General features: G+C 55.5%; 8 protein-coding genes and 1 tRNA gene. 5 read left to right on the top strand and 4 right to left on the bottom strand.

The window, feature by feature from the left end:
* Positions 1–189: 189 nt before the first annotated feature.
* Entirely contained in the window at positions 190–1,143 is a 954-nt protein-coding gene (locus RIB44_11790) for a PEP-CTERM sorting domain-containing protein (protein MEQ8617268.1), read from the top strand.
* A 60-nt stretch (positions 1,144–1,203) separates the two neighbouring features.
* Here RIB44_11790 and selA read toward each other — a convergent pair whose 3' ends face one another.
* Positions 1,204–2,628, bottom strand: a complete 1,425-nt coding sequence (gene selA, locus RIB44_11785) for an L-seryl-tRNA(Sec) selenium transferase (protein MEQ8617267.1) — start codon at positions 2,626–2,628, stop codon at positions 1,204–1,206.
* The gene (selB, locus tag RIB44_11780) at positions 2,628–4,580 is read right to left on the bottom strand and encodes a selenocysteine-specific translation elongation factor (GenBank protein MEQ8617266.1); all 1,953 of its coding nucleotides are present in this window, start codon (positions 4,578–4,580) and stop codon (positions 2,628–2,630) included. Before selB ends, selA begins: the two co-directional genes overlap by 1 nt.
* 401 nt (positions 4,581–4,981) lie before the next feature.
* Here selB and selD point away from each other — a divergent pair, with 401 nt between their 5' ends.
* From selD to RIB44_11765, 3 genes are all read left to right on the top strand, one after another.
* Positions 4,982–7,180, top strand: a complete 2,199-nt coding sequence (gene selD, locus RIB44_11775) for a selenide, water dikinase SelD (GenBank protein MEQ8617265.1) — start codon at positions 4,982–4,984, stop codon at positions 7,178–7,180.
* An 11-nt stretch (positions 7,181–7,191) separates the two neighbouring features.
* Positions 7,192–7,288, top strand: a tRNA-Sec gene (locus tag RIB44_11770).
* A gap of 211 nt (positions 7,289–7,499) precedes the next feature.
* The gene (locus tag RIB44_11765; GenBank protein MEQ8617264.1) at positions 7,500–8,828 is read left to right on the top strand and encodes a nucleotide sugar dehydrogenase; all 1,329 of its coding nucleotides are present in this window, start codon (positions 7,500–7,502) and stop codon (positions 8,826–8,828) included.
* Between the two features lie 99 nt (positions 8,829–8,927).
* Here RIB44_11765 and RIB44_11760 read toward each other — a convergent pair whose 3' ends face one another.
* A complete protein-coding gene (locus RIB44_11760) occupies positions 8,928–10,433 on the bottom strand; it encodes a CoA-acylating methylmalonate-semialdehyde dehydrogenase (protein MEQ8617263.1) in 1,506 nt (501 codons plus the stop codon).
* Between the two features lie 192 nt (positions 10,434–10,625).
* Between RIB44_11760 and RIB44_11755 the strand changes: the two genes are divergently transcribed.
* Positions 10,626–11,498 carry a nitrilase-related carbon-nitrogen hydrolase gene (locus RIB44_11755; GenBank protein ID MEQ8617262.1) on the top strand — a complete coding sequence of 291 codons (873 nt, stop codon included), beginning with the start codon at positions 10,626–10,628 and terminating at the stop codon, positions 11,496–11,498.
* Positions 11,499–11,587: 89 nt separating this feature from the next.
* Here the strand turns inward: RIB44_11755 and RIB44_11750 are convergent, their stop codons facing one another.
* Positions 11,588–11,956, bottom strand: coding sequence for a hypothetical protein (locus RIB44_11750; protein ID MEQ8617261.1), 369 nt, complete (start codon positions 11,954–11,956; stop codon positions 11,588–11,590).
* Positions 11,957–11,964: the final 8 nt, after the last annotated feature.

The raw sequence follows: 11,964 nt of genomic DNA, 5'->3' as shown, positions 1-11,964 counted from the left end.
GCTGTGGAATGTTGGGGCGGCGTTGGTCTGGATCGATATGACGACAAAAAAATAATCGCGTTGGCTTGCAGGCCCGATATACTGAAGGCTAGGGGTTTAGCCAGGAGTTCGGTTCCTATCTGGGGGCTTTCCGTGTTGGTGCGCTGCCGAAATTCGATTCTGCTGCTACTTGCTCTCCTTGGTTTCATTATGCCAGGGAAAGTCGGCGCGGAGGATATTGCCAACTTCTGGATTTCTACGCGCGATGCGGGTCCCGAAGTGCAGACGATTCAGGTACTCGCCGGGGGCACGACGACCTTTGACATCTGGGCGCGACCCGCCACGGGAGAAACGCTCTCGGCGTTCTCTTTGAATCTGGTTTCTACGCAAAGTGCGACGCTCGATTTTCAATCGATTGAGGTCTACAACCCCACGGTGCAAGTGCTGCCCACGGTTGAGCGTCATCAGTTGGTGTTCGATACAAGCGAGGGGTTGGCGATTGGCGTCCCTGCGAATTACATCGAAGCTTTTTCAGGCTTAAGCATTCTCGACGGCTCCAGCGGCCTTTCCGACAGCATCGGAATCGGCCCTAGCTGCGACATGAACGATGCGCACTGCTCGGATGCTTCCGGGGATGACTCATGGCGCGTGGCAACGGTTACTTACATGGCGGGAGCTGCCGGAACGACGACCGATCTGTACCTGGAGATCGGCACCCAAGGCCTTTGGCATGACGGGGGAACACCGACAGACTCCAGTGCGGTGTTCGGCTTGGCAACCGATACGGTCCATCGCTGGGATACCAGCGGCGGCCAAGATAACCGTGACATCTATGCGAACACGATTGGTGCTTATGTGGGGCTGGGTCTGGCTGACGCGACGATTGATGTTGTCGCGATGCTTGATTCGGCGGACTTCAATTCGAGTACGTTCGTCGACGGAATTGATCTGCTGATTTGGCAACGCGGTTTCGGATCAGGGACGATGTTCTCCGAGGGGGACGCCGACCACGACTCAATGGTGGATGCTGACGACCTTGTGGTGTGGCAGAACCAGTACGGTTCGGTGGCGGTTGCGCTGCCCGTGGTAGTTGCCGTGCCGGAGCCGAGTTCCATCTGGTTGCTCTGTCTCGTTTTGTCGAGCTTTTTAGTGAGTCGATTTTGAACCACGAATAAGACGAATATTACCAATAAGGAAGAAGTGCTTTCGACAAGAGTATTCGTGTTATTCGTTCGATTCGTGGTTCAAACTTCGTGCAGCTTTGATGACAGCTTTCGCCAGCGGCTCATCTTGTACGGGGAGCACGCTGCGAAGGTTGAGAAGTAATTGCCCGTTGTGGACTCTTGGAACGACGGAAGGATCGCTTGTTCGCAGAGCCTTTGCGAGAGCGTCGACGCTGAGTTCATCGGAGTCAATTGAGACGCTCCGACTGGCGACTGACTGATCGGGGACAGACCCGCCGCCGAGGTAGGCTTCGTCCTCTTCGACGTTGATTCCCCATTGAGCCGTGTGCGATCGAATCGACTCGGCGAGTTTTTCCGCCCGGAGTTGAAGCTCTTCGACAGGAGTGCTCAACAGACCCAAGAGCGGAATCGATTCCGTGACACTTTCCGGTTGGCGATAAAGCTGCAAGGTGGCACGCAAGGCGGCAAGGGTGGTCTTGTCGACTCGTAGGGCTCGGTTGAGTGGATGAGCAACGACACGCTCAATCCACTGCTGCCCACCAACAATGATGCCAGCCTGAGGTCCGCCCAGAAGTTTGTCGCCGCTAAAGAGGACAAGGTCGGCACCGGCTTGGATACTGTCAGCGGCTACAGGCTCTGAATGACAGCCGAACTGGGCGAAGTCTAGGAGTGCGCCTGAGCCAACATCGTGGACGAGCGGAAGTTTGTTTCGATGGGCGAGTTCAGCGATTTGTGCTACTGGCGGCGTCTCGGTAAAGCCGCGTATCGCATAGTTACTCGTATGGACTACCAGTAGCGCACCGGTTTGCTCGGTGATTGCCGCTTCGTAGTCGCCGGCGCGGGTTTTGTTCGTGGTGCCGACGGGTCGCAGTTTTGCCCCGAAGGTTTCCATCACTTCCGGCAAACGGTAGCCACCTCCGATTTCGATCAATTCACCGTGGGAAACGATCACCTCGCGATCCGTCGCCAATGCCGCCAAGACTAGAGCCGTCGCACCGGCATTATTGTTGACCACGTGAGCCGCTTCGGCGCCGGTCAACTCGCAGAGTAGGTCCGCCACATGAGCGGACCGTCGAGTACGCTCGCCGCTTGCCAACTCAAGCTCGACATTGCAATAGCCTTGGGCTGCTTCCGTAACCGCATGAACGGCTGCGGATGGAAGTGGCGCTCGTCCCAAGCCTGTGTGCAGGAGGATCCCGGTGGCATTGATTACTGGTTGCAGCCTTGTGCTTTCTTGCGTGTTGAGATGTTGCGACACAAGCTCGGCAACTGCTTCGACGTTGAGGATTGTTTCGTTGGGATGATTGGCGGAGATCAACTTCTCACGCAATTCATGGACAACTTGTCTTGCCGTTCTGGTAACCGCTGCTTTGCCGAACTGCTGAGATGCACCTTGCAGGTTTGCGACTTCCAACAATGCGGATACGCTGGGGAGATTACGCAGTAGCTCATTACTGTCGGACACTAGTTGGACGCCTTCTCGAACGCTGTCTCGCTTGATCGAAGGTGATTGGCAAGCCTACGGACATCTCCATCACGTCGCGTCAAACCAATGGCGTCGAAGTATTCGCACAGAGGCACGGCGATCTTTCTGGTAGTTCCCAGCAGCTCGCGAATCTGGCTGACGGAAAGCTCGTTTGCTTCGTTAAGTTTCATGGTAACGAGAGCTTGAGCTTGCTCAAAAACTTGCGTGTCGAGAAGTACCTCTTTGGAGATTCTCACGAGCCGACCAGCTTCGACTGCGACTTCAATCATCTCGGCGACGTTCTCAAGTGGTGCCTTTAATTCCTCGGCCAGTTGCGCCGGCGGCGGGGATTGGAGTTGGCATTGCTGGTATTTTATTAGAAGCTCGTCGAGGAGTGCCTCTTGGTCTGTACGAAGTTGGGGGTGCCAGTCCGCGAGGGCGAGCCCTCGTTTGCTGAACTTGATGAACTTGTTATCCCGTAGCTTCATGCAGAGCGACTCGAAGACACTATTGGAAACGGATCGGAGCTGCTTGTTAATTCGCGAAGGCTCGACGTATTCTTTCAGGGGAGTGCTTTGGTGTTCGATCTCCAATAGTTTGAGGATGCGTTGTGAGAGGTCTGCGAACACTTGGCTGTGCAGATAGACGGCTTCACCGTTGCTTGCGAGAAGTGCGACTAGCAGGCCTTCTTGAACAAGTTGATCAATGATTTCTTTCCCGTTCGAAACGCCCGCCAGCATCGGTAGGTCATTGGGGTCCCAACCTCGTACCTGTGAGGCGAGTGCGACGGCAGCGACACGTTTGCAGGGATCGTCTCCCGCGAGGGCGTCAAGCCACTGGCGATTCGAGTCGTCGGTGCGTTTCAGCTTCTCAGCCCTTGGTTGTAGAACGCGACCGCCGCCGAGCGTGACCACGGGTGAGACATTGCGCAAGATAAACGGCTGTCCCCAGAACGCGGCGACCGGTTGGGATAGGAACAACTGCGCGTAGACCCGTTCACCGGGCTCAACTTGCGACGCCCCTAGCAAGGCGACTTTCGCGGGAATAGTGGCTGTTCCCAGGTGAACGCGCACAGCGCTGCGGTGCTTGACGGATTGTGCAACCTGCTGGCTGATTCGTAACTCAACCGTCAAGAGTTGGGTTGGACGCAAAGTTCCCGGGCTGCAAAGAATCTCCCCGCGAGCCAGTTCGTCGTAGTGGACTCCGGAAAGATTGACGGCCACCCGTTGGCCGCGGGCCGCTTGCTCAACCTCCTGATCGTGGCATTGTAGGCCGCGAACTCGGACGAGCCGCCCTGAGGGTTGGAGTTCCAACTCGTCTCCAATGCGGACCTGCCCGCTCGCAGCGCTTCCGGTGACGATCGTGCCGTGTCCCGCCATGGTAAAGACGCGGTCAATCGAAAGGTGGAAACTTGTGTTCAGCGCGTCATCTCGATGCGCTATTGCTTGCTGTGCAATCGTTTCAATGTGCTCGCGTAGCGCCCGAATGCCCTCGCCGGTTCGGGAGCTGACCTGCACGACGGGCGACTCGGCGAGGAAAGTGCCATCGACGAGTTCTTTGACTTCACTCTCGACCAGTTCAATCCACTCCGGTTCTGCCAAATCGCACTTGGTGATGACGACCAAGCCAGACTTGATTCCCAAGTGATTGAAGATTTCCAAGTGCTCACGGGTCTGTGGCTTGACTGAATCGTCGGCAGCGACCACCAACATTGCCAAGTCCACGCCGGTCGCCCCGGCCAGCATGTTGCGGACGAAGCGTTCATGCCCCGGCACATCGACGATGCCAATTTCGTAATCGCCGACTGACAGTGGGGCGAACCCAAGATCGATCGTAATCTGGCGACGTCGCTCGTCAGGCAGCCGATCGGTATCGACACCGGTCAGAGCTTGAACTAGTGACGTTTTACCGTGATCAATATGCCCGGCAGTGCCAAGAAGAAGGTGCTTCATCGAGTTGCTGAAAGTTGTAACAGATCACGAGCAGATAATTCTATTGTAGCGACTTGTTCTGCTCTGTGGAGAAACCACGACGACACGACGAGCACGACGGAAAGCATCGCGGGTGGTGAATGTGCGAAGACTTCTTCTTTGAACCACGAATATTCACGAATCAAACGAATTCCTGAAGAACATTGCCTAGTTGGAGGGACTTCCAAGAATTAGATTCGTGATATTTGATAAATTTGTGGTTCCCAAAGAGTTGCTTCTTGAGATTCCAAACCTGTGAGCCTCCGTTGTACTCGTCGTGTCGTTGTGGTTCTTTATTGGAAGTCGCCAGAGTGTGGCAGCTTTTATAGATCGAACTAGAATACAACTGCTTGCCGAAAGCAGTATCTGAAGAAGGAAACCGAGTGAACGAAGAGCTACCCCAATATGAAATCGTCTTGCTGGGAATCGGCCATACGAACGCTCACGTGCTGCGGATGTGGCGGATGAATCCTCTGCCGGGGACGCGTCTCACTTGTGTTTCCAATTTTGGGGCGGCGACTTACTCAGGCATGCTCCCTGGCACGTTGGCCGGACTTTACCAGCCGGACGAAATGCGGATCGACTTGGTGCGCCTTTGCTCTGCTGCGGGAGCGAGATTGATTCTTGACGAGGTCACTGGCCTAGATACAGGGCAGCAGGAATTGCATTTTGCTTCTCGTCCTCCAATGCCGTTTGACGCTTTATCGATTGGTGTCGGCTCGCGTCCAATGGAAGTGCCGGGTGATGACAAACGCGTGCTTCCGATTAAACCGATGCAAACGTTTCTCACGCGGTTGGATAAGCGATTCAGCCAACTCTTCGGCGAGCAGTCTGATAGCCCTAAAAAAGTCGTGGTCGTGGGGGCAGGTGCCGGTGGGTTTGAAATAATTTCCTGCTTGGATCGGCATTTGCAACGGGCGTACCCGTCCCGCGACTTTGAACTGAGTCTGCTGGACCGCGGCAACGAAGTTCTCTCTTCAATGCCCACTCGAACCCAGTCGCTGGCACGTAGGCACTTGCGTGGGAGAGGCATTGAGGTGCTGCTTGATTTACAGATCACGCAGATCGATCGTCGCGGCAGGATTCAACTTTCTGGCGGAGACGAGCTTGATTGCGATCTTGTCATTTGGGCGACCTCCGCACGAGCGCCTGGTGTCCTCGACAACTTCGATCTCCCGAAGGACAACCACGGCTTCCTGCTCACGAAGCCGACGCTCCAGAGTGTAGGAGCGAGTTCCGTCTTTGCGGTGGGGGATTGCGGAACTGTGGAGGCGGAAGCGGTCCCTAAGGCAGGCGTTCATGCAGTGCGTCAGGGGCCTGTCTTGTGGGAGAATCTGCGACTCTATTTGAATCGTGATTCGCTCCGCGAATGGCGGCCTCAACAGTCGTTTCTAACGCTACTCAACACGGGCGATGAGCGGGCAATTCTAACTTACAAAGGCTTCAGTGTTCATGCTGGGTGGTGTTGGCGATTGAAGGACTGGATTGATCGTCGATTCATGGCGAAGTATCAAGACTATCAGCCGCGGATGAGTTCGATTATGTCACCGAGTCCTCCAGACGAAGCGATGCACTGCGGAGGTTGCGGAAGTAAAGTCCCGGCGAACATTCTCTCGCGTGTTCTGTCCGAAATTGAAAACGTTGAGTCAGGGCGAGTGGTCCTGGGGCTTAACGAACCCGATGACGTCGCAGTGATAGAGCACGCGTCATCAGCGCAGACGGCCGTGACGACCGACTTTTTCACGGCTTTCGTAGACGATCCTTTCCTGTTGGGGCAAGTTGCGGCAGAGAACGCTTTGAGCGATCTGTATGCTTCGGCAAGCGAACCTCAGGCGGCGCTGGCGATGGTCACCGTTCCTCACGGACCCGCGCTAAGACAAGAGCAGTTTTTACGCGAGGTTCTCGAAGGAGCTCTCCAAGCCCTCCGTCCGGCTGGAGTACCGATCGTCGGTGGTCATACGATCGCGGGAGCGCAAGCCACCGTTGGGTTTACTCTGCTTGGCGATAGCGACCCGCAGCGGCGAACTCGCAAAGCTGGTCTTCGTGTAGGCGACCAACTGGTGTTAACCAAGCCATTGGGAACTGGCATTTTGCTGGCAGCTCACAGCCAAGCGTTGTGTGAAGCTGATTGGTGGGAAGCAGTCGTTGCATCCATGTTACAGACCAATCGTGAAACAAGTCGCACTGCGCAGGAAGTTGGTGTGCAAGCGATGACGGACGTGACTGGTTTCGGCTTGGCCGGTCACTTGTGCGAAATGCTAGTCGCGTCCGGGGTGAGTGCGGAGATTTCGCTTGAGTCGCTCCCAGTCTTACCAGGAGCTGAAGACTTGGTAGAGCAGGGCATTGAGAGTACGCTAGCTCCAGGCAACCGCGAGATTGAGCAGAGGATTCGCGCCGCCGACGCTGTCAGGAGATTCTCGAAATATCAGCTCCTCTTCGATCCACAGACTTCTGGTGGGATACTGATAGGGGGCGCCAAGGAGCAGCTCGCGTCTCTCATGGAGCAACTGTCCGATTCGGCGAAAGTGATCGGTCAGGTGTGCGAGGCCCTCGGCGAAGGGCCCGTATTGCGCGTACACTAATGAGGGCTTAGGGAAGTGCGTGCCGGCCTGGTGGCGGTCGCGGTCTTCAAAACCGTTGTGCGGAGCGCCAGCCGTTTCGCAGGTGGGTTCGATTCCCATGCACTTCCGTTATTCTAAGACTTGTTTTGAACCACGAATCTCACGAATAACACGAATATTGTTTCGAGTGGTATCTCAGCTTCGATTGATTCTTATACCAAGATACATAATACGCTACGGCGCACGTTTGTAATTCTCGAGCACCCAATTCGTGTTATTCGTGCAATTCGTGGTTTGATAAGATACTTGCCTGAGAACGATTGGTCACGGACGAACTTCAATGAATGAAATCGCGCAAAAACTTAGCCAACTTATCGAGTCGAAACAAGCGAAAGTCGGAGTCGTAGGGCTGGGGTACGTAGGATTGCCCTTGATTCGGGCGCTGGTGAAATCCGGTTTTACGACGATCGGTTTCGACGTGGATCAGCGGAAGATTGATCGCTTGAATGCCGGTGAGAGCTACATTGCTCATATCACCGATGATGAGATCGCCAGTTGGACGTCTTCTGGAAAACTCATTCCTACGGCGGACCCTGGAGAATTGGCCGGCGCTGATGCTGTGCTGATTTGCGTTCCTACACCACTCACGCCCAGTCGCGACCCGGACTTGAGTTATGTGGAGTCGACGGTTAAGGAGTTGGCAAAGGTCCTTCGACCTGGGCAGCTTATTTGCTTGGAGAGTACAACCTATCCGAGTACTACCCGCGATGTGATCGTACCTGTGTTGGAAGCAACGGGGTTGAAAGCGGGAGAAGACTTTTTCGTTGCCTACAGTCCCGAACGCGAAGACCCAGGCAACAAGGATTGGTCTACCGGTAGTATTCCGAAGGTGGTTGGCGGGAGCGATGAGGTCAGTGGCCAACTGGCGACGCAGCTCTACGAGAGCGTCGTCGACAAGGTGGTCTCGGTCAGCTCCGCCGAAGTTGCTGAGACTTGTAAGATTCTGGAAAACACCTATCGAGCGGTGAACATCGCGTTGGTGAACGAATTAAAAGTCCTATGCGACAAGATGGGCATTGACGTTTGGGAAGTCATTGATGCGGCGAAGACCAAGCCGTTTGGTTTTCAAGCGTTCTATCCAGGCCCCGGTTTGGGCGGACACTGCATTCCGATTGATCCCTTCTACTTGAGTTGGACGGCTCGGAAGCATGGACTGACGACGCGGTTTATTGAGCTGGCTGGCGAGATCAACTCCGCGATGCCGGAGTACGTGGTGGCCCGGTTGTCGGAGGCGCTTAATGAATCGGGTAAGCCGATCAAAGGCAGCAAGATCGTCGTTCTCGGAGTGGCCTACAAGCCGGACGTGGATGACGACCGTGAGAGCCCCGCTTTTCGTCTGATGGACTTGCTCATGCAACGCGGAGCGGACCTCAGCTACAACGATCCGCACGTGCCGCAGCTCAAACAGGTGCGGAAGTACGACTACTCGGGCTTTAAAAGCCAGGAGCTAACGCCGGAGTTTCTTGCCGAGCAGGATTGCGTGCTCATCGCGACCAATCATAGTGCGTACGACTACAGCTTCATTGTGAAACACGCACGTTTGGTCGTGGATACGCGGAACGCGACGCTTGGTGTGAGCGAGGGGCGGGAGCGGATTGTGAAGGCGTAGTTGTCGAATGACCAATGACCAAGCCTTAATCACCAATGTCTGTTTGCAAAACCGCATGCGATTGGTCATTTGGATTTGGTCATTGGTCATTTTTACAGACTATTTTTCTTTCCAAACTGGATCCAGATGCGAGTCGCCCTCTTGGGGCCAACGCGTGAGCGTGACTTTCTGTCGCGTGTAGAACTGGATGCTCTCGGTGCCTTGGATGTGTAGGTCGCCGAAGAAGGAGCGATTCCAGCCGGTGAATGGGAACCATGCCATCGGAGCAGGCACTCCCACGTTCACGCCGATCATGCCGGCGTTGAAGTGCTGCTTGAACTGCCGGGCGGCATAGCCGCTGCGGGTAAAGATTACGGCGCCGTTGCCGTATTCGCAGTTGTCGCCCAGTGCGAGCGCCTCTTCAAGTGTATTGACGCGAACCACTGAGAGCAGCGGTCCAAAAACTTCTTCTTGAGCGACTCGCATCGAGGGGGCAACGTGGTCGACGACGCTGGGGCCGATGAGAAATCCAGGATCGTTAAAATCGCGTCGACCATCCAACGCAACCGTCGCGCCTTCTTCGTTGGCGACGTCTAAGTAGCTGGCGACACGCTGGCGATGGTCGTCACGAATCACTGGGCCCATGTCGACTTGTTCGTTGCCATCGCTGGGACCAACACGCATTGCGCCGGCGTAATCGACCAACTTTGGAACGACCGCATCGCCGGCGTCACCGACCGCCACGGTTAGGCTACCAGCCATGCAGCGTTGGCCAGCACAGCCGAAGGCGCTGGCGGAGAGAGCTTTGACCGTTTGTTCTTGATCCGCATCAGGCATCACGATCAAGTGGTTCTTCGCACCGCCAGCGGCCTGCACACGCTTGCCGTGAGCAGTTCCCGTTTCGTAGATGGCTTTCGCGATGGGCGTGGAACCAACGAACGAGATTGCCGCGACGTCTGGGTGCGTAAGCAGTGTTTCGACACACGTACGATCACCGTGAGCAATATTCATCACGCCCTCAGGCAATCCGGCTTCAATCAGCAACTCGACGAGGCAGATTGCAGAGAGGGGCACTTTTTCTGACGGCTTGAGAATGAAGGTGTTACCGCAGGTGATGGCGACAGGGAACATCCAGAGCGGGACCATGTTTGGGAAGTTATAAGGCGTGATCCCTACGCAAACTCCCACGGGGTGTTTGACGACTTCCGCGTCGACGCTTGTCGCAATGTTAGGCAACGCGTCGCCCATGATGAGGCTAGGGATGCCGGCGGCAAACTCGACCATCTCGACGCCGCGGTTCACTTCGGCCCGTGCTTCAGCGAGGGTTTTGCCGTGTTCGCGCGTAACGAGTGCCGCCAGCTCTTCGAAGTGCTGTTCCATCAGAGTCCGATAGCGGAACATCACACGTGCACGTTCAACGACCGGCGTCTCTCGCCAGGCGGGCAGGGCGGCAGCCGCGGCCGCGACGATCTCATTCGTCTGGTCGGCGCTGAGGTGCGGAGTGCGGGCAATCACCTCGCCAGTCGAAGGATTGAAGACATCGGTCGATTGTGCAGTTTCAATCGTCTTCCAACTGCCGCCGGAGAGGATGGGGACGAGTTCTGCTTCGGTTGCTGTAGTAGTCATGGTGCCATCTTACGTTAATCGCGAAAGTTTGGACAGGATTTACAGGATCGACGGGATTCATTCTTCCTGTCGATCCTGTAAATCCTGTCAAAAGAAAGGCTGTGCTAGTGGAGGTTGCCTGCAGAAAACGCTATGCTGCGAGCGGACGGCGGCAATTACAATCTAGAAATCTTACCCGCAAAGGTAGCAGCGATGGCACGTATGGTCCGTGGTGCACTCATTCAGGCGACTCTCTGCGAGCCGGCCACCTCGCCGGTCGAGAAAATCAAGCAGGCGATGATCGACAAGCATGTCGAGATGATCGCACAGGCGGCAGACCAAGGTGCACAAGTCTGTTGTTTGCAGGAACTCTTCTATGGGCCGTATTTTTGTGCTGAGCAGGAAATCAAGTGGTACGAGCTGACCGAGCGTCTCCCGGATGGGCCGACGACGAAGCTGATGCAGGAGCTTGCCAAGAAGCACAACATGGTGCTCGTCGTGCCGATGTACGAAGAGGACATCACGGGTGTCTACTACAACTCGGCTTCGGTGATCGATGCCGACGGCGAGTACCTAGGAAAGTTCCGCAAGATCCACATTCCCCATTGTCAGCCCGGGTTCTTTGAAAAGTTCTACTTTCGGCCTGGCAATATGGGGTACCCAATCTTCGAGACTCGCATCGGCAAAGTCGGCGTTTACATCTGCTACGACCGCCACTTCCCCGACGGGGCGCGCTGCTTAGGGCTGAATGGTGCCGAGATCGTGTTTAACCCATCAGCGACCGTCGCCGGCTTGAGCGAGTATCTGTGGAAGATTGAGCAGCCGGCCCATGCCGTAGCCAATCAGTACTTTGTCGGAGCAATCAATCGTCCTGGTTGGGAAGAGCCTTGGCGGATCGGAGAATTCTACGGCCAGAGTTACTTCGTTGATCCGCGAGGGCAGTTTATTTCGCAAAGCGAGAAACGCGACGAGGATGACATCGTGATCGCCGACATGGACTTTGACATGATCCGCGAAGTGCGGAACACGTGGCAGTTCTTCCGGGACCGTCGGCCTGAGACCTACGACGCGATTGTTGCGCCGTAGTGGATCGGATAACCGGATCTCGGACGGGATTTGCAGGAGCTCGATTCGATGCCGCGAGTAGTATGGCATCATGCGTAGTCGCCTGTCGCTCAATAGATTGAGTCAACGATTTCGTCAGGTGCAGGAAGGGTCGCCATCTGCACGGCCTTGATGGTCGATTGCCCTTTAGCCATGGCCTTTGCGACACGGTGAGCACCATCAAAAATTTGGCCATTAGGGTCGAGGATGATCGGGTGTGCTAGATCCGCTCTCTCGATTCGAGCAAAATGCTCGACGACGTTACGAAGCGTTGGTGGCCATTGATCATCGAACCAACAAACGACATCAAGGTGTTTGAGTGATTCAATCTCGACATCAACCACGGGCTGGTCTTTCGTTTTCTCCCAGAGTCGATCCGTGTACCAGACATGATACTTCTCCCCAACTTTTTGGGTGGTGCGATCAATTCTTCGCGTCACGGTAGTTT

It is taken from the genome of Lacipirellulaceae bacterium (genome assembly GCA_040218535.1).
In the GTDB taxonomy this organism is placed as follows: domain Bacteria; phylum Planctomycetota; class Planctomycetia; order Pirellulales; family Lacipirellulaceae; genus Adhaeretor.
This window is presented reverse-complemented; position numbering and strand designations above follow the sequence as displayed.

What these genes read in the sequence shown, in the direction of transcription:
- RIB44_11790 (MEQ8617268.1), top strand. Translation starts at nt 190, where the DNA reads ATGCCAGGGAAAGTCGGCGCGGAGGATATTGCCAACTTCTGGATTTCT.
- selB (MEQ8617266.1), bottom strand. Translation starts at nt 4,580, where the DNA reads ATGAAGCACCTTCTTCTTGGCACTGCCGGGCATATTGATCACGGTAAA.
- RIB44_11765 (MEQ8617264.1), top strand. Translation starts at nt 7,500, where the DNA reads ATGAATGAAATCGCGCAAAAACTTAGCCAACTTATCGAGTCGAAACAA.
- RIB44_11760 (MEQ8617263.1), bottom strand. Translation starts at nt 10,433, where the DNA reads ATGACTACTACAGCAACCGAAGCAGAACTCGTCCCCATCCTCTCCGGC.
- RIB44_11755 (MEQ8617262.1), top strand. Translation starts at nt 10,626, where the DNA reads ATGGCACGTATGGTCCGTGGTGCACTCATTCAGGCGACTCTCTGCGAG.